The sequence below is a fragment of the Mycolicibacterium sp. XJ662 genome (assembly GCF_053484035.1).
The window spans coordinates 1,214,989-1,232,061 of the sequence record NZ_JBEFTL010000001.1 but is presented as its reverse complement, the minus strand read 5'-3'; the positions used below and the strand labels follow the sequence as shown (position 1 = coordinate 1,232,061).

At 67.2% G+C, this 17,073-nt stretch carries 15 protein-coding genes; 4 read left to right on the top strand and 11 right to left on the bottom strand.

The annotated features are described in order from the left end of the window. Positions 1–43: 43 nt before the first annotated feature. From zomB to glf, 5 genes are read right to left on the bottom strand one after another with little or no spacing between them, the layout of a single operon-like run. Positions 44–2,104 (bottom strand): terminal beta-(1->2)-arabinofuranosyltransferase, encoded by a 2,061-nt coding sequence (zomB, locus tag ABQE93_RS05765; protein ID WP_448406301.1) that lies wholly within the window; start codon positions 2,102–2,104, stop codon positions 44–46. Continuing rightward, entirely contained in the window at positions 2,082–3,044 is a 963-nt protein-coding gene (locus ABQE93_RS05760) for a decaprenyl-phosphate phosphoribosyltransferase (RefSeq protein WP_448406300.1), read from the bottom strand. Before ABQE93_RS05760 ends, zomB begins: the two co-directional genes overlap by 23 nt. Beyond that, positions 3,041–3,565 (bottom strand): phosphatase PAP2 family protein, encoded by a 525-nt coding sequence (locus ABQE93_RS05755; protein WP_448406299.1) that lies wholly within the window; start codon positions 3,563–3,565, stop codon positions 3,041–3,043. Before ABQE93_RS05755 ends, ABQE93_RS05760 begins: the two co-directional genes overlap by 4 nt. After that, positions 3,558–5,480, bottom strand: a complete 1,923-nt coding sequence (locus ABQE93_RS05750; protein ID WP_448406298.1) for a glycosyltransferase — start codon at positions 5,478–5,480, stop codon at positions 3,558–3,560. The genes ABQE93_RS05755 and ABQE93_RS05750 overlap by 8 nt, the downstream gene beginning before the upstream one ends. Further along, entirely contained in the window at positions 5,477–6,688 is a 1,212-nt protein-coding gene (gene glf / locus ABQE93_RS05745; RefSeq protein ID WP_448406297.1) for a UDP-galactopyranose mutase, read from the bottom strand. Before glf ends, ABQE93_RS05750 begins: the two co-directional genes overlap by 4 nt. 211 nt (positions 6,689–6,899) lie before the next feature. Here glf and ABQE93_RS05740 point away from each other — a divergent pair, with 211 nt between their 5' ends. Continuing rightward, positions 6,900–7,820: a hypothetical protein gene (locus ABQE93_RS05740; protein ID WP_448406296.1), complete on the top strand. Its 921-nt coding sequence runs from the start codon at positions 6,900–6,902 to the stop codon at positions 7,818–7,820. A 145-nt stretch (positions 7,821–7,965) separates the two neighbouring features. Further along, positions 7,966–9,582 carry an N-acetylmuramoyl-L-alanine amidase gene (locus tag ABQE93_RS05735; RefSeq protein ID WP_448406542.1) on the top strand — a complete coding sequence of 539 codons (1,617 nt, stop codon included), beginning with the start codon at positions 7,966–7,968 and terminating at the stop codon, positions 9,580–9,582. Here ABQE93_RS05735 and ABQE93_RS05730 read toward each other — a convergent pair. The 3 genes from ABQE93_RS05730 to ABQE93_RS05720 are packed head-to-tail and all read right to left on the bottom strand — an operon-like array spanning position 9,579 to position 11,937. Beyond that, positions 9,579–10,397 carry an HAD family hydrolase gene (locus ABQE93_RS05730; protein WP_448406295.1) on the bottom strand — a complete coding sequence of 273 codons (819 nt, stop codon included), beginning with the start codon at positions 10,395–10,397 and terminating at the stop codon, positions 9,579–9,581. The two genes, ABQE93_RS05735 and ABQE93_RS05730, sit on opposite strands and share 4 nt — an antisense overlap. Continuing rightward, positions 10,394–11,161, bottom strand: a complete 768-nt coding sequence (locus ABQE93_RS05725; protein ID WP_448406294.1) for a lysophospholipid acyltransferase family protein — start codon at positions 11,159–11,161, stop codon at positions 10,394–10,396. Before ABQE93_RS05725 ends, ABQE93_RS05730 begins: the two co-directional genes overlap by 4 nt. After that, positions 11,161–11,937, bottom strand: a complete 777-nt coding sequence (locus ABQE93_RS05720; protein ID WP_448406293.1) for a lysophospholipid acyltransferase family protein — start codon at positions 11,935–11,937, stop codon at positions 11,161–11,163. The genes ABQE93_RS05725 and ABQE93_RS05720 overlap by 1 nt, the downstream gene beginning before the upstream one ends. Before the next feature lie 94 nt (positions 11,938–12,031). On the opposite strand from ABQE93_RS05720, the gene ABQE93_RS05715 reads away from it, so the two are divergent. Continuing rightward, on the top strand, positions 12,032–13,594 hold the full coding sequence (locus tag ABQE93_RS05715) for a Rieske 2Fe-2S domain-containing protein (protein ID WP_448406292.1): 1,563 nt from the start codon (positions 12,032–12,034) through the stop codon (positions 13,592–13,594). Further along, positions 13,591–13,926 (top strand): hypothetical protein, encoded by a 336-nt coding sequence (locus tag ABQE93_RS05710; protein ID WP_448406291.1) that lies wholly within the window; start codon positions 13,591–13,593, stop codon positions 13,924–13,926. Before ABQE93_RS05715 ends, ABQE93_RS05710 begins: the two co-directional genes overlap by 4 nt. Here ABQE93_RS05710 and ABQE93_RS05705 read toward each other — a convergent pair. Genes ABQE93_RS05705 through serS form a run of 3 tightly spaced genes read right to left on the bottom strand, consistent with a single transcriptional unit; the run spans position 13,923 to position 16,978 of the window. Then, positions 13,923–14,495, bottom strand: coding sequence for a hypothetical protein (locus tag ABQE93_RS05705; RefSeq protein WP_448406290.1), 573 nt, complete (start codon positions 14,493–14,495; stop codon positions 13,923–13,925). The genes ABQE93_RS05710 and ABQE93_RS05705 overlap by 4 nt on opposite strands. Positions 14,496–14,512: 17 nt before the next feature. Continuing rightward, positions 14,513–15,661: a zinc-dependent alcohol dehydrogenase gene (locus ABQE93_RS05700; protein WP_448406289.1), complete on the bottom strand. Its 1,149-nt coding sequence runs from the start codon at positions 15,659–15,661 to the stop codon at positions 14,513–14,515. A 57-nt stretch (positions 15,662–15,718) separates the two neighbouring features. Next, positions 15,719–16,978: a serine--tRNA ligase gene (gene serS / locus ABQE93_RS05695; RefSeq protein ID WP_448406288.1), complete on the bottom strand. Its 1,260-nt coding sequence runs from the start codon at positions 16,976–16,978 to the stop codon at positions 15,719–15,721. Positions 16,979–17,073 lie beyond the last annotated feature (95 nt).

Below are 17,073 nucleotides of genomic sequence, written 5' to 3'. Positions count from 1 at the left end.
CGATAGGGCTGCGGCGTTACGGTCGTCGAGGGCTCTTCGCCGGTCAGGGCCCCGCTGCGGGCATGCCGGTGTACGGGGACATCGTGGATTCGGGGATCTCCAGACCACAGCGGATCAGCTCGTAGAGCGGCACCCGGTCGATGCGGTACTGGGTGAACTCGTAGGCGTGCATGAGGTTGGACAGAAACCGCTTCGGGCCCATCGGTCCGCGCACCGAGTTCAGCATCGCGTCGGTCGCAGGACATTTCAGCGCCGCCTCGGCCTGGGCCACCCATTTCTCGTCGAGGTAGGACGGGATGTAGGGCTCGGTCTTCAGGAACGGACCCTCGGCCACCGCCCAATCCGGAAAGAGGTTCTTGTCGTGGCCGATGCGGCCGTCCTCGAGCCGGTCGGAGTGCGCGGCCAGCGGATTGGCCAGACCGATCTGGTCGATCACGCGCACGTCGAGGCCGACGTTCATGCCGAGCATGCCGAGGTTGGTGAAAAATACTGTGTGCGGACCGTTTTGGTTCTTCACCTCGGGCGGGGCGTCGGGGGGCGGCGGTATCGCCGGCACCACGTCCCACTGGTCGTAGTTGCCGGCGGGCAGCAGCAGGGCGCCGTCGGGTGTGTTGTTGATCGCCCGGAGCACCGCGCGCATGCGCGGATAGTCGAGATAGTCGGCCGCGGTCAGCGGGTGCGCATGTCCGGTGGCCTGGCTGTAGAACCGCCGCTCGTCGACGATGCCGGAGTAGGTGACCCGGGTGGCGTCGGCGCCCATACCGCTGGAGTTGGCCGCCCACAACGCCCAGCCCGCGACGGCCAGCCAGAGCACGCTGGTGGCTCCGACGAACAGATACCCCGCGCCGCGCGCCATTCGGGTGGTGTCGGGCAGCACGAGCGGGATCACCGCGATCGGCAGCAGCATGCAGAACATGGGTGTCAGCAGAACCCGGCCGTGCATGAAGTCACCGCCCTGGCGGATCCAGTACACCGCCTGCAGCAGCCCGCTGATGATGAAGAAGATCACCACCGCGGCGGGGCTCTGCACCATCCGCGCCACCCACCCGTAGCCGGGTGCGACGGCACGGTGTGTCCACCAGGGCCGGCCGCGGGTCACCAGCACCACCGCCGCCAACCCGACGAGCAGGATCGCGGGCGCCCACAGCAGGTAGGGCTGGTTGAAGTTGGCCAGGTAGGTAAAGCCTTGCGCCCATTTCGATCCGGACGCTTCCTTGGCCACCGCGGTGCCAGGGAAGATCAGCGCGTAGTAGCCCATCCGGAAGATCTGGTAGAGCACCGGAAGCAGGCCGCCGGCGAGCACGATCAGCCCGCGTCGGCGCCAGTCGCGGGCGGCGATCAGCATCATCACCAGCGCGCCGCCGCCGATCAGCGCCAACTCGGGCCGCACCAGTACGCTCAGCCCGGCCACGAAAGCCAGTGCGCCGTCGAAGAACCCGCTGACCGCATGCCGCTGCGGCGTGCCGACCGGGTGTCTGCGGATGCTCGGCGTCCCGTCCCGCGGGGGAGGTCGCCGCGCGGGCCGGTTGGAGTGGAATGCCTGCGACCAGCAGACCATCATCCACCACAACAGCCCCAGATAGGCCAGCACCAAACCGTTTTCGAGTCCGGAGGTGGCGAAATCGCGCGCGGGCGGGACGGCGATGTAGACGAGCACACCGGCGGGCAGCATCAACGCGCGTCGGCCCTGCAGGCTCGGCGCGTACAGCCGCCCGGCGCCCAGCATCGCCAGCACGACACCGGCCACGCTGAGGGTGAGCGCCAGCGCGAGCACCACGTACTCCAACCGCACCGGCCCGCCGATGACGCTGCCGACATAGACCAGATAGGTCCACAGGGTGGACGTGTTGGCCTCGACCCGCTCGCCGGCGTTGAACACCGGACCGTTGCCCGCCAACAGGTTTCGCACGGTGCGCAACACGATCAGGCCGTCGTCGGCGATCCAGCGGCGCTGCCATGCGCCCCAGGTGAACAGGGCGGTGACCGCGACCACGCTGACCCACAGGCTGATCCGGACGGTTTTGTCGTAGGCAAACCGCGGGCCGCGCACCACCAGGCGCGCGGCTGTCAGGGTGAGCTGGTCAACTGAGGAAGACTGCGGCACCGAGGGTTCCGATCCACGTGACGGCCAGCAGCTGCAGCACCCGGTCCTTCAGCGCGATCTCCTCCGGCTCACCGGCAAGGCCGCCGTCGACGTCGACGGCATATCGCAGTATCGCGATCGTGAAGGGGATCATCGACACGACGAACCACGATGTCCCACCCGAGCCGTCCCGCTCGAAGGCCCACAGCCCGTAGCACAACACCAGCGCGGTCGCCGACAAAGTCCACACGAACCGCAGGTAGGAACTGGTGTAGCTCTCCAGCGACTTGCGGATCTTGGCGCCGGTGCGTTCGGCCAGTTGAAGTTCGGCGTACCGTTTGCCGGCCGCCATGAACAGCGAACCGAACGCCATCATCAACAAGAACCATTGCGACAGAGGGACATCGGCGGCGACACCGCCGGCGATGGCGCGGATGAGAAATCCTGAGGAAACGATGCAGATGTCGATGACCGGCTGGTGTTTGAGACCGAAGCAGTAGGCCAGCTGGATGCCGATGTAGATCGCCATCACCAACGCCAGGTTCGGCGTCACCAGCCACGACACCGCCAGCGAGCCCGCGCCCAGCACCACGGCGAGGGTGTAGGCCAGCCACTCGGGCACCACGCCCGCCGCGATCGGCCGGAACCGCTTGGTCGGGTGCGCGCGGTCGGCTTCGACGTCACGGGCGTCGTTGACGAGGTAGACCGCCGACGCGGCCAGGCTGAAGACCGCGAACGCCAGCAGGACCCGGACCAGCACCTCGCGGTAGTCGTAGACGTAGCGGTCGTCACCGAGCGCGGCCAGCGGGGCGGCGAAGACCAGGACGTTCTTCACCCACTGGCGGGGGCGGATGGCCTTGACGATGCCGGTTGCGACGTTGCGCGGTGGCCCCTTGCCCGACGTGGGATCTTCGCGGTACTGCGGCGTGCCCGCTGCGCTGCTTTCCTTCGAGATGCTCATCGGTCCCCTTCCCTCCGGTCGGCGACCGTGCTGACCGCCTTCGCGACGGCCGCCCCGACGGCGACGCCGGTGAGGACGTCGGTGGGGTAATGCACGCCGAGAACCAACCGGGACAGTGCCATCGGCGGCACCAGAAGCGCAGGCAGCGGCAGGCCGGTGGCGCGCGCCAGCAGCAGCGCGGCCGCGGTGGTGGACGTCGCGTGCGCCGACGGGAAGCTCAGCCGGCTCGGCGTTGCCACGTTGACCGCGATCGACGGATGGTGTGGACGTTCGCGGCGCACCACCCGCTTGATCAGCACGGCTGCCGCGTGCGCGGAAAACGCCCCGGCGCCCGCGGCCAACCAGGCGTGACGGCGGTTCGGCGAGAGCAGCGCACCCAGCGCCGCGACGGCCAGCCAGCCCAGGCTGTGTTCACCGAAGTGGCTCAGCGCCCGCGCACCGGGCAGCACACCGGGCCGCCCGGCCAGCGCGTGCTGGACGGCGACCAGCGCGGCCTCTTCGCCGCGGACCGAGTCAGGCATGCGGTGATGCCTCGAGCAGCACCGACTCCCACTTCTGCTTGCTGGAGAGCACCGGCAGGGCTTCGCGGTAGACCTTGCGCATCCGGTTGAACGTGCGGGCGACCCGAAGTTGCCGCCGCAGCGAGGAACGAAGCAGGCTGAACATCTTCGCGCGGTCACGCTGGCGGTACACCACACCGCGGCCGTCGGCGGTGGTGACGGTGACGCCGTCGACCACACACAGGGTGAACCACCTGGCGTCCTGCGTGGCCACGTTGAACTGCGGGCGGCGGTGGTGCTGCGGATCGTGCGGCTTGAGTTGGTGAATCACCCCGCGGCTCAGCCGCGTCGAGATGGACAGCGGGTTGGTGGGGATCTTCACCTTCTTGCGTACCTTGTCCGAAGGCGCCGGCAGCGCGGTGGCACCGGGGAGCACCACCGCGTCGGGGAACTGCTGGCGCATCTTGCGCACCTCGGGCAGCGCGGACTCCAGGATCGAGAAGAGGTGTTCGGGTCCGGCCAGAAAGTCGTCCATCGCCTTGTTCTGGATCGCGACGGTCGAATACTCAAGGCATAGAAGGTGTTTGAGGGTGGCCTTCAGGTGGCTGGCCATCAGACCGCGGATGTTGCCGTCCCAGTGCAGGGCCGCGACCACCAGGCGGTTGCGCAGGTGGAAGTACGCCTGCCAGTCGATGGCGTCGTCCTTGTCGCTCCAGGCCATGTGCCAGATCGCCGCACCGGGCAGCGTCACGGTGCCGTATCCGTGCTCGGCGGCGCGCAACCCGTAGTCCGCGTCGTCCCACTTGATGAACAGCGGCAGCGGCTGACCGAGTTCCTCGGCGACCTGCCGCGGGATCATGCACATCCACCAGCCGTTGTAGTCGACGTCAATGCGCCGGTGCAGCAGCTTGCTGCGGGGCTCCTCTTCATCGGAGAGCGGGTACTTCGCGAAGTTGTGGTCGTATTCGGTGTTGAGCGCGTTGGTCCACATGAAGTTCTGCTGGGCCACCATCTCGCCCATCACGTGCAGATGCGAGGGCTCCTGCAGGTTGAGCATCTGACCGCCGACGAGGGTGGGCGCCTTGGCGAACCGGCTCATCGCCAACGCCCGCAGGATCGAGTCGGGCTCGATGCGAATGTCGTCGTCCATGAACAGGATCTGTTCGCAGTCGGTGTTTTTCAGCGCTTCGTACATCACCCGGCTGTAGCCGCCGGATCCGCCGAGGTTCGGCTGGTTGTGCACTGACAGCCGGTCGCCGAGTGCGGCGGCGGCCGCCGCGAACCCCGGGTGGTCCTTGGCCTTTTGGGTGCCCTGATCGGACACGATCACCGCGCCCACCACCTCGTCCACCAAAGGATCCGCGGTCAGGGCGGCCAATGCGTTGACGCAGTCGGCGGGCCGGTTGAACGTCGGTATGCCGACCGCGATGTTGGCCCGCACCGGCGCGGGCGACGTCGCGTACCAACCGGCGCTGTGCAGCATTGTGTTGCTGTCGGTGGCGATGTCGAACCAGATCCAGCCGCCGTCCTCGAACGGCGAAATGTCGATCTCGAATTCGACCGAGGCGTGCTCGCCGCTGACCGGTGCCCCGCCCACGGTGATCCGCGCGCCGGTGGCCTTGGAGCGGTACACGTCGACGCGTCCGCTGCCGGTCAGTTCGACGCGCAGCACCACGGTGTCCAGCGTCGACCAGCGCCGCCAGTAACTGGCCGGAAACGCGTTGAAGTACGTCGCGAACGACACCTCGGATTCGGCGCCGATCTCGAGGCTGGTGCGCGTCGGCGCGTGGGCACGACGGGTGTTGGTGGTCGATTCCTCTATATAGAGCTTGCGAACGTCGTGGGGTTCGCCCGGGCGCGGCGAGATGATGCGCGCCAGCAGGCTGACGGCCTTGGACTCTCCGGCGTCGAGCGCGCCGGACGGGATGTCACTCATGCGCTGCTGCTTTCTGTGCCGTTGCTCAGTGGGGCGCCGTCCCGCAGGTGCGGCGCCAGGATGTTGTCGTACATGCTCAACGCGCTGGCGATGGCCATGTGCATATCGAGGTACTGATAGGTGCCCAGCCGGCCACCGAACAGCACGTTCGCCGACGCCGTTTCGGCTCTCGCCCTGGTGCGGTATCCGGCCAGCATGTCACGGTCGGCCTCGGTGTTGATCGGATAGTAGGGCTCGTCGTTGTCATCGGCGAAGCGGGAGAACTCCCGCATGATGACGGTCTTGTCGGACGGGTAGCTGCGCTCGGGGTGGAAGTGGCGGAACTCATGAATGCGGGTGTAGGGCACCTCGAGGTCGTTGTAGTTCATCACCGGCGTGCCTTGGAAATCCCCGGTGGGCAGCACCTCGAGCTCGAAATCGAGGGTGCGCCAACCCAACCGGCCCTCGGCGTAGTCGAAGTAGCGGTCCAGCGGGCCGGTGTAGACGACCGGGGCCGACGGGGATTCGTTGCGCAGCTGGTCACGGACGTCGAACCAGTCGGTGTCCAGGCGCACCTCGATGCGGTCATCGGCGGCCATGTTCTGCAGCCACGCGGTGTAGCCGTCGACCGGCAGGCCTTCGTAGGTGTCGTTGAAGTACCGGTTGTCGAAGGTGTAGCGCACCGGCAGCCGGGTGATGTTGGAAGCGGGTAGCTCCTTGGGGTCGGTTTGCCACTGTTTAGCGGTGTATCCCTTGACGAACGCCTCGTAGAGGGGACGCCCGATCAGCGAGATCGCCTTCTCCTCCAGGTTCTGGGCGTCTTCGGTGCTGATCTCGGCGGCCTGCTCCTTGATCAGCGCACGGGCCTCATCGGGTGAGAAGTAGCGGCCGAAGAACTGCGACACCAGGCCCAGGCCCATCGGGAACTGGTAGGCCTGACCGTTGTGCATGGCGAAGACGCGGTGCTGGTACCCGGTGAAGTCGGTGAACTGGCGCACGTAGTCCCACACCCGCTTGTTGGAGGTGTGAAACAGGTGGGCGCCATAGCGGTGCACTTCGATGCCGGTCTGCGGTTCGGGCTCGGAGTAGGCGTTACCCCCGATGTGCGGCCGACGCTCGAGAACCAGGACCCGCTTGTTCAGCTGCGTAGCCGCGCGCTCGGCAATCGTCAGGCCGAAAAATCCGGAACCGACGACAAAGAGGTCATAACGAGCTGTCATCGGCAGCAAGGGTATCCGAACAGGCGTACCCCGCCCGAATCCGACAAGCCTGCGGCGGGCGGCCGAAGGTTGCGATCGGCTCACGATTACGCATCGTCACTTTTGCCTCATTAGTCACACCCGTAACGTCGTTCACGTCGGTCCTCCGCCGACAGTGCGAGACCTGGGTTGATCACAAGATCACCCCACCCGACGTAGTCCAGATATTGAGGAGACTTCCGTGCCGAACCGCCGTCGACGCCGGCTTTCCACAGCCACGAGCGCAGTCGTGGCCCTGGCGGTCGCGAGTCCAGCCGCAGTCATCGCCGTGAGCGACTTGTCCGCGAGCACCGATCCCGGCCCTCAGCATCGTGAGTTCGTCCAGGCCGCGATGATCACCGACCTGCCGGGTGAAATCATGTCCGCCCTGTCCCAGGGGCTGTCGCAGTTCGGCATCAACCTGCCGCCGATGCCGACCGGCATGCTCACCGGGACCGGCTCCACGACACCCAGCCTGACGTCACCCGGGCTGACCTCTCCGGGTCTGACCTCTCCTGGTCTGACTTCGCCGGGGTTGACGACGCCGGGGTTGACGACGCCCGGGTTGACCACGCCGGGTCTGACCGGGCCGAGCCTGGACGTTCCCAGCGCCACCGTGCCGGGTGCGACCTTGCCCGCGCCTGCGCTCACCGATCCGGCGCTGGCCGATCCGTCGTTGACCAACCCCGCGTTGTCCACCCCCGGGCTCACCACCCCCGAGCTGACCACGCCGGGGCTGACCGCCCCGACGGCGACGACGCCCGGACTCACCGCGCCGGACCTGACCGCGCCGGGCCTGTCGACTCCGCCGGCGCTGACCGATCCCGCACTGGCCACCCCGGTCTCCACGGGGCTCACCGGTGAGGTGCCGATCTCGGCGCCCATCGGGCTGGACCCCGCGGCGGGTACCTATCCGATCCTCGGCGATCCGACCCTGGCCACGATGCCCGCGGCGGCCCCAGCCAGCGGCGGCATCATCGGCGACCTGTCCAGCATGGCCAACCAACTGGGCGCGGGGCAGGCGATCGACCTGCTCAAGGGCATGGTGATGCCGGCGATCATGTCGGCCGTCAAACCGCCGGCACCGCCGGTACCGGCTCCCGCGCCAGCCCCAGCGCCGTAAACCTGTTTCAGACGGCACCGCAGAAGCCGATCGGGGCTCTGCGGTGCCGTTGCAGGTCGGTCACTTTCCCGCGCCAAACGCCGTGTCGAAACATTAGTAACAACTGACACATACGTAACATCGGGCTGTGCCGTGCCGCCGTCCCATGCCGTCGTTGCTGTTCACCGCTGTCGCGGCGACGATCGTCATGCTGCCGATGGCGGTCTTCGGCATACCCGGCGGCGACGACGATAAGCCGCCGGCGCTGGAGGCCCCCCGGATGGCTGAGCAGCCGCTCGCCGATCTCGGTGCCGGCGAAACCATCCGCGAGATCCACCAGCACACCCCGTTCGCGATGGTCGCCCTCACGGCGTCCGACCTGACCGGCACCTCGGCCAAGGTGCGGGCCAAGAAGGACGACGGCACCTGGGGGCCGTGGTACGAGGCCGAACCCCTTGAGGGAGTAGGCCCTGACGGTCCCGACGCCGGCGGGCCCCGCGGCACCGAACCGGTGTTCGTCGGGCGCACCACCACGGTGCAGATCGCGGTCACCCGGCCGCCCGGTGCCACACCGACGGCGCCACAACGGGTTTCCGATGCGGACCGCCCGGAGCTGGGTTACGTGCCCGCCAACGTCGAGCAGCCGTTCGCGCAGAACATCAACGCGGTGCTGATCAGCCCGCCGCAGGCGCCGGTGGACAACCTGCCGCTGCCGTCGGCGGTCAACAGCCCCGGGGTGCCGCCGGTCATCATCAGCCGCGCACAGTGGGGCGCCGACGAATCGATGCTGCGGTGCGGAGAACCGCGCTACGACAACGGAATTCGGGCCGGCATCGTGCACCATACCGCGGGCAGCAACGAGTACGCGCCGGAGGACTCGGCCGGGATCGTGCGGTCGATTTACGAGTACCACACCCGCACGTTGGGTTGGTGCGACATCGCCTACAACGCGCTGGTCGACAAGTACGGCCAGGTGTTCGAGGGCCGTGCGGGCGGGATCACCAGGCCGGTCGAGGGGGCCCACACCGGCGGCTTCAACCGCGACACCTGGGGCGTGGCGATGATGGGCAACTTCGATGCCGTCCCGCCCACCCCGATCCAGCTGGGCACCACGGGCCGGTTGTTGGGTTGGCGCATGGGCATGGACCACATCGACCCGAGGGGCACCGTGGTGCTGGCCTCCTCAGGAGGCTCGTTCGCCAAGTTCCCGTTCGGCGCCGCCCCCACCCTGCCGACGATCTTCACCCACCGCGACGTCGGCGTCACCGAATGCCCCGGTAATGCGGCCTACGCGCTGATGGACCAGATCCGGGAGATCGCCGCGCGGTTCAACAGCCCACCGGGGCCCGCCGATCTCGTCGACACCCTGCGCGGCGGCGCGATCTTCGCGCGCTGGGAGGCGATGGGCGGACCGAACAGCCCGCTGGGCAATCCGACGTCACCTGAGGCCTCCGGTCAGGACGGCATCCGCTACGCGATGTTCGAGCGCGGCGCCATGTACTGGTCTCCGCCGACCGGCGCCCAGCCGCTGACCGGCGAGATCTACAAGGCGTGGGGGTCGTTGGGCTTCGAACGCGGCGCGCTCGGCCTGCCGACCAGCGGCGAAATCCACGAGCCGCTGTGGATCGTGCAGAACTTCCAGCACGGCACGCTCAACTTCGATCGCGAGTCGGGCAGCGTGACACGGGTCATCGACGGCATCGCGGTCAACCTGCCCCCGACCTACGTCGACCACGAACCGATTCAACTGGAGCGGTTCACCCCGCCGATCAGCCTCACCTAGCCGTTCCACCAACGTTCCAGGACGCGGGCCACACCGTCCTGGTTGTTGGTCAACGTCACCTCGTCGGCGGCGGCCAACGCCTCGGGATGGGCGTGGGCCATGGCCACCCCCAGCCCGGCCCACTGCAGCATCGGAATGTCGTTGGGCATATCGCCGAACGTCACCACCTCGTCGGCGGCGATGTTCAGCGGACGCGTGAGTTCCTCGATTCCGGAGGCCTTGCTGACGCCCACCGGCATGACCTCGATCAGGCCGTTGTCGGTGGAGTAGGTGATGTCGGCGCGCTCCCCGATATGCCGGGCCAGCACATCGGCCATATCGGAACTGCGGGCGCCGGCCTTGCGGACGAGCAGCTTGATCGCCGGCGCGCTGAGCAGATCCGCCATGGACACCTCGGTGTTGTCCGGGTTGAGCCAGGCGTGCTCGTAGCCCGGTGAGCTGACGAACTGTGGCGTCGCCGCGTCGTGGGCGCTCTCGCCCACCCGTTCAACGGCCAGCCCGGAACCGGGGATGACGCGGGTGGCGATGTCGCTGAGTTCGGCCAGCAACTCCGCGGACAACGTGCGCGCGGAGACGATGCGGTCCGTGTTGGGGTCGTAGATCACCGCGCCGTTGGCGCACACCGTCATCGGCGCGAAACCCAGTGCGTCGACGACAGGCTGCACCCACCGCGGCGGACGCCCCGTGGCCAGCACGAACTGCGCCCCGTCGGCCACAGCCGCGTGCACGACGGCGTTGGTGCGCGCGGTGACCTTCTCGTCGTCGTCGAGCAGCGTGCCGTCCACATCGGAGGCGATCATGGTGGGCCGGTTCATCGGCGGCTCTTGGCTTCTCGCTGCGCACGCTTTTTGGCGCGCTCAGCGAGTTCGGCTTCGTCGAGCGCCTTGGCCTCGGCCAGTGTCGGCGCGCTGCCACCGAGCCGGCGCGGCAGCCAGTACGCACCGGGGGGTTGCGGATATTCGCGCTGGGCCTTGTCCAGCAGCTCGCCCATCGAGGACCGCAGCACCGTCAGCGTCTGCTCCATGGTGTCGGCGGCGTGCAGCGGAGCACCGACCTCGACGGTGATCGGAATCTTGCTGCGGCCCAACCGCCGTGGGTGATCCTTGGTCCAGAGGCGCTGCGCCCCCCACACGATCAACGGAACCATCGCGACGTCGGCGTCGCGCGCCATCCGCGCCGCACCGGTCTTGAAGTCCTTGAGCTCGAAGCTGCGGCTGATGGTCGCCTCGGGATACACCCCGACGAGTTCACCGGCGCGCAACCGGTCCACCGCGACCGCATAGGCGCCTGCGCCGGCCCGGCGATCCACCGGGATCGTGCCGGTGCGGCTGATGAGGAAGTTGATGATCTTCACTTCCTGCATCTCCTCTTTGATCATGAACCGCAGCCGCCTCCCGCGGTAGTGCACCGCCAGGGCCGCCGGCAGCCAGTCGATGTAGCTGGTGTGGTTGATGGCGATCACCGCGCCGCCAGAAGTGGGGATGTGCTCCAGGCCGTTATACGTGATGCGGATGCCGTTGACTTTGACGGCCGCCTTGACCAGAACCTCGAGCGTCCGGAAGACCGGCTCCCTGGCCACTACTCCGGCGCCCCGTTCGTATCGGCCTGACCTCCCCGCCGCGCCGCCTTCTGCGCCGCCTCCTCGGCATCCATCCGATTGGCCTCCGCCAGCGACGGGGCACCCCCGCCCAGCCGGTGCGGCACCCAGTACTCGCCCGGGGGATGGGGACCGTAGGCATCCTGCACGCGTTCCAGCAGATGCTGCATCCGCGAATGCAGCAGCGCGGTCAACTCGGTCGCGGGCAGCGTCGGGGCGATCGGTTCCCCGACCGCGACCGCGATCGGCACCTTGGGCCGCCACAGATTCTTCGGGTGCCCCTTGGTCCAGATGCGCTGGGCGCCCCACACGATGTGCGGCACGATCGGCACATTGCAGTCGATCGCCATGCGCGCCGCGCCGGACTTGAGCGTCTTGATCTCGAAGCTGCGGCTGATGGTGGCCTCCGGATAGACGCCGACCAGCTCGCCGTCCCGCAGCATCTGACAGGCCGCCCCATACGATTCGGCGCCGCTGCCGCGGTCCACCTCGATGTGGCGCAGGCTGCGCATCAGGGGGCCGCCGATCTTGTGGTCGAAGACCTCTTTTTTCGCCATGAACCGCACCTTGCGGCCGCGCTTCTGCCGGTAGGCGGGCAGCCCCGCGAACGTGAAGTCGAAGTAGCTCGTGTGGTTGATGGCCACCACCGCCCCACCGGTCACCGGCAGGTTTTCGACGCCGGTGACGGTGAACGTCAACCCCTGCGCGCGCCAGATGAGCCGCGCAAGTTGGATGACTGTGCCGTACACCGGTTCCACAGCCGCCAGCGTAGTGCGCCCGCGTGGTTGCGACTCCTGTTGTCTGCTGCCGTTAAGCTCGAAGGGTCACCATCATCGCGGAGAAAGGACGTTAGTGCAGGTCACAAGCGTCGGGCATGCGGGTTTCCGCATCGACACCAGGGCTGGAAGCATCCTGTGCGATCCCTGGCTGAACCCGGCGTACTTCGGGTCATGGTTCCCGTTCCCGGACAACAGCGCGCTGGACTGGGAGGCCCTCGGCGACTGCGACTATCTCTACGTCTCGCACCTGCACGCCGATCATTTCGATCCGAAGAACCTGCGCGAGCACGTCAACAAGGACGCGGTGGTGCTGCTGCCCGATTTCCCGGTCCCCGATCTGCGCCGCGAACTGGAGAAGGTGGGGTTTCACCGGTTCGTTGAAACCACCGACTCGGTCAAGCACCGCGTCAGCGGCCCCAAGGGCGATCTCGATGTGATGATCATCGCGCTGCGCGCCCCCGCCGACGGGCCGATCGGAGACTCCGGCCTGGTGGTCGACGACGGCGAGACCGTCTGCTTCAACATGAACGACGCCCGTCCGGTCGACCTGGACGTGGTGCACGCCGATTTCGGCCAGGTCGACGTGCACATGCTGCAGTACTCCGGGGCGATCTGGTATCCGATGGTCTACGACATGCCGGCCCGGGCCAAGGAAGCGTTCGGTATCCAGAAGCGGCAGCGACAGATGGACCGCTGCCGCCAGTACATCGCGCAGGTCGACGCCCGATGGGTGATCCCGTCGGCGGGTCCGCCGTGTTTTCTGGATCCAGAGTTGCGCCATCTCAACGACGATTCCGGCGATCCGGCCAACATCTTTCCCGACCAGGTCGTGTTTCTCGACCAGATGCGCACCCACGGCCATGAGGGCGGGTTGTTGATGATCCCCGGGTCGACGGCGCAATTCACTGGGGCGCAGTTGGATTCGCTGACCCATCCGCTGCCCGACGATGCGGTGCAGGACATCTTCACCACGGGCAAGGCCGCTTACATCGCCGACTACGCCGAGCGGATGGCGCCGGTGCTCGCCGCGGAGAAGGCAGGGTGGGCGGCGGCCGCCGGTGAGTCGCTGCTGGAACCGCTGCGCGCCGTGTTCGAGCCGATCATGATCCAGAGCGACCAGATCTGCGACGGTATCGGCTATCCGGTCGAACTCCGGTTACACGGCCGCGACCACAACGAAACCATCGTGCTCGACTTCCCCAAACGCGCTGTCCGTGAACCGATCCCGGATGAGAAGTTCCGTTACGGGTTCCAGATTGCCCCGGAGTTGGTGCGCACCGTGCTGCGCGACAACGAACCGGACTGGGTCAACACCATCTTTTTGTCGACGCGGTTCCGGGCCTGGCGGGTAGGGGGCTACAACGAGTACCTGTACACCTTCTTCAAATGCCTCACCGACGAACGCATCGCCTACGCCGACGGCTGGTTCGCCGAGGCGCACGACGACACGGCGTCGATCACGTTAGACGGCTGGGAAATTCAGCGGCGGTGCCCGCACCTGAAGGCCGACCTGTCGAAGTTCGGGGTGGTGGACGGCTCGACGCTGACCTGCAACCTGCACGGGTGGCAGTGGAACCTCGAAAGCGGCCGCTGCTTGACCAGCAAAGGTCACGAACTGCGGCGGCGGAAACTATGACCGCACCCCGCCAGTACTACGACGACGGGCAGATCCAGCTCGATCGCCAAGCGATCACGTTGCGGCGCTACCATTTTCCGTCGGGCACATCGAAAGTGATCCCACTGTCGTCGATCCGCGGGTACAAGGCCGAGCCGCTGGGGATGTTCACCCACCGGTTCCGGATCTGGGGCAGTTCGGATCTGCGCCGCTGGCTGCCGCTGGATGTCTGGCGGCCGATCAAGTCGACACTGGTCACGCTCGATGTGGACGGCACCCGGCCCAAGCCGGCCTTCACACCGCAGCGGCCCGACGAGTTTTTGGCCAGCCTCGACCAGCTGCTGAAGAACTAGCCGCGAAACCTGCGCAGCATCGCCCGCACCGCCCACGCACCGGCGCCGGCCGACATCAGCCACGGCGCCCCGACCAGGATCGGGTCGATCCACTGGTGGTTCAGGTCTGCTCGCTTGCCGTCGGTGCGCGAACGCCACCCGTTGTGGGTGAATTCTGCCTTGACGCCGGTTTGGGTGATCGGGTTGTCGGGCCGCAGCGTGAGAAACGACCGCAGGTGGCTTTCCACCGCGTCCACCCGGTCCGCGGCGATCAGCAGCAGCCAGTGCGCCGCGCGGGCTTCGCTGTACTTGAGGTAGGAGTACCGCCGGATCGCACCTGAGAGCCCGTGCAGCGGTGTGGCGGTTCCGAACACCGGCGTGACGAACTTGTGCTCGATCGAACGTTCCCGCGGCACGAACTGTTCTTGGCGGTCGGGGAAATCCCAATGGGCACCGGTGGATTGGGGGTCGTACTTCAGCTTCGGCACCGACGGGCGGTCGTTGGGATCGAGATCGACTCCCCAACCCGGGATGCGGGCACGCAACTCGGCGATGTCAGGCCGGTTCGGATGTTCTGCGGTGTAGGTCATTTGGAGTCCTTCGATGGTCAGGCCGCCGAGGGCAGGATGACCGGCTTGATGCAGTTGTCCAGCTTGGCGGAGAAGATGTGATAGCCCTCGGCGATGTGTTCGAGCGGAATGCGGTGGGTGATGATGTCGCTGGGGGCCAGATACCCGTTCTGGATATGCGAGAACAGCCGGGGCCATTGGCGCTTGACCGGACACTGGTTCATCCGCAACGTCAACCCCTTGTTGAGCGCATCCCCGAACTTCACCAGTGAGAAGATCGGTCCGTACGCGCCCATCACCGATATCGTGGCGCCTTTGCGGACCGAGTCGATCGCCCAGTTCAACGCGACCGGCGAACCGCCCTGCATCTTGAACTTGGCGGCCGTCACGTGCTGAAGGAAGTTGCCGTCGGCCTCGGCGCCGACCGCATCGATCCCAACGTCGGCGCCGAGGTGGTCGGTGGTCTTCTTCATCTCCACGACGATGTCGTCGCACTCGGCGAAGTTGATGGTCTCGGCGTGGGCAAAGGTGCGGGCCTTCTCCAACCGGTAGTCGAGGTGGTCGATGACGATCACCCGCCCGGCACCCATCAGCCACGACGACTTCGCGGCGAACAGACCGACCGGCCCGGCCCCGAACACCACCACCGTGTCACCTTCGACGATGTCACCGAGCTGCGCACCGAAGTACCCGGTGGCCAGGGCGTCGGTGCACATCAACGCGTCGTCGTCGGCCATCCACTCCGGAATGACGGCGGGCCCGACGTCGGCGAACGGTACCCGGACCAACTCGGCCTGGCCGCCGTCGTATCCGCCGCAGGTGTGGGAGTAGCCGTAGATGCCGCCCACCGCGGTGGCGTTGGGATTCACGTTGTGGCAGTTGGAGAACAGGCCACGCGCACAGTAGTAGCAGGACCCGCAGTAGACGTTGAACGGCACCATCACGCGGTCGCCGCGCTTCAGGTTCTGCACCGACGGTCCGATGTCCTCGACCACGCCGATGAACTCGTGGCCGAACGTGAAGCCGACCCGGGTGTCGGGCATCATGCCGTGGTACAGGTGCAGGTCCGAACCGCAGATCGCCGCGCGCTGTACCCGCACGATCGCGTCGTTGGGATGCTCCACCTTGGGCGGCGCCTTCTCCTCGACCCGCACCTTGTACGGGCCGCGGTACACCATTGCTCGCATGCTCTCCTCCTGAAGGGTTCGAAGGCGATACCCCGGCTGGAGGCAGCGAAACCTGCGCTACCGCTTGGGTTCGAGCACTTCGGTGCCGACGAACGGCACCAAGGCTTCTGGTACCCGCACGCTGCCGTCGGGCTGCTGGTGGTTCTCCAGGATCGCGACCAGCCAGCGGGTGGTGGCCAGGGTGCCGTTGAGCGTCGCGGCGATCTGCGGCTTGCCGTTGTCGTCGCGGTAGCGCACCGCGAGCCGACGCGCCTGAAACGTGGTGCAATTCGATGTCGAGGTCAACTCGCGATACGTCTGCTGGGTCGGAACCCATGCCTCGCAGTCGAACTTGCGCGCCGCTGACGTCCCGAGATCCCCTGCGGCGATGTCGATTATGCGGTACGGCACCTCGATCAGGGCCAGCATCTCGCGCTGCCAGCCGAGCAGCCGGTCATGTTCGGCCTCGGCCTGCTCAGGTTTGCAGTAGACGAACCCTTCGACCTTGTCGAACTGGTGCACGCGGATGATGCCGCGGGTGTCCTTGCCGTGGCTGCCCGCCTCCCGACGAAAGCACGACGACCAGCCGGCATAGCGCAGCGGCCCGCCGGACAGGTCGAGGATCTCGTCGGCGTGGTAGCCGGCCAACGGCACCTCGGAGGTGCCGACGAGATAGAGGTCGTCGGATTCGATGCGGTACACCTCGTCGCTGTGCGCGCCGAGGAACCCGGTGCCCGCCATCACCTCGGGGCGTACCAGCACCGGCGGGACCATCAGCGTGAACCCGTTGTCGGTCGCCAGCCGCGCCGCGAGCTGCATCAGCCCGAGTTGCAGCAGCGCACCGGCGCCGGTGAGGAAGTAGAACCGCGCACCCGACACCTTGGCGCCGCGCTCCAGATCGATCAGCCCCAGCGATTCGCCGAGTTCGACGTGGTCCTTGGGGTTCTCGACGGCGCGCGGTTCGCCGACCGTTTCCAGCACGACGAAGTCGTCCTCACCGCCTGCGGGCACCCCGTCGATGATGACGTTGGAGATCGCCATATGCGCTGCGGTGAAAGCCTTTTCGGCCTGCCCCTGCTCGGCTTCGGCCGCCTTGACCTTCTCGGCGAGGTTCTTGGCCTCTTCGAGGAGCGCCGGCCGGTCGTCCGGTGCGGCTTTGCCCACCTTCTTGCTGGCGGCTTTCTGCTCGGCGCGCAGGTTGTCGGCGGCGGTCACCGCGGCCCGCCGCACGGCGTCGGATTCGAGCAGCACGTCGACGAGGCCGGGATCCTCTCCCCGAGCGCGTTGCGACGCGCGGACGGTATCCGGATTTTCGCGCAGCAGCCTGAGGTCGATCACGGCCGCAACACTACTTTCGGCCCACCGCGCGGGGTCGAGAGCCTCGATTTCTACCGGCGGGCTGTGTTGCGAGCCACAACCACATAACTTTACAA

Coding starts and splice junctions, on each gene's coding strand:
- ABQE93_RS05750 (WP_448406298.1), bottom strand. CDS start 5,480: ATGAGTGACATCCCGTCCGGCGCGCTCGACGCCGGAGAGTCCAAGGCC.
- ABQE93_RS05735 (WP_448406542.1), top strand. CDS start 7,966: ATGCCGTCGTTGCTGTTCACCGCTGTCGCGGCGACGATCGTCATGCTG.
- ABQE93_RS05700 (WP_448406289.1), bottom strand. CDS start 15,661: ATGCGAGCAATGGTGTACCGCGGCCCGTACAAGGTGCGGGTCGAGGAG.
- ABQE93_RS05730 (WP_448406295.1), bottom strand. CDS start 10,397: ATGAACCGGCCCACCATGATCGCCTCCGATGTGGACGGCACGCTGCTC.
- ABQE93_RS05755 (WP_448406299.1), bottom strand. CDS start 3,565: ATGCCTGACTCGGTCCGCGGCGAAGAGGCCGCGCTGGTCGCCGTCCAG.
- ABQE93_RS05710 (WP_448406291.1), top strand. CDS start 13,591: ATGACCGCACCCCGCCAGTACTACGACGACGGGCAGATCCAGCTCGAT.
- ABQE93_RS05760 (WP_448406300.1), bottom strand. CDS start 3,044: ATGAGCATCTCGAAGGAAAGCAGCGCAGCGGGCACGCCGCAGTACCGC.
- ABQE93_RS05705 (WP_448406290.1), bottom strand. CDS start 14,495: ATGACCTACACCGCAGAACATCCGAACCGGCCTGACATCGCCGAGTTG.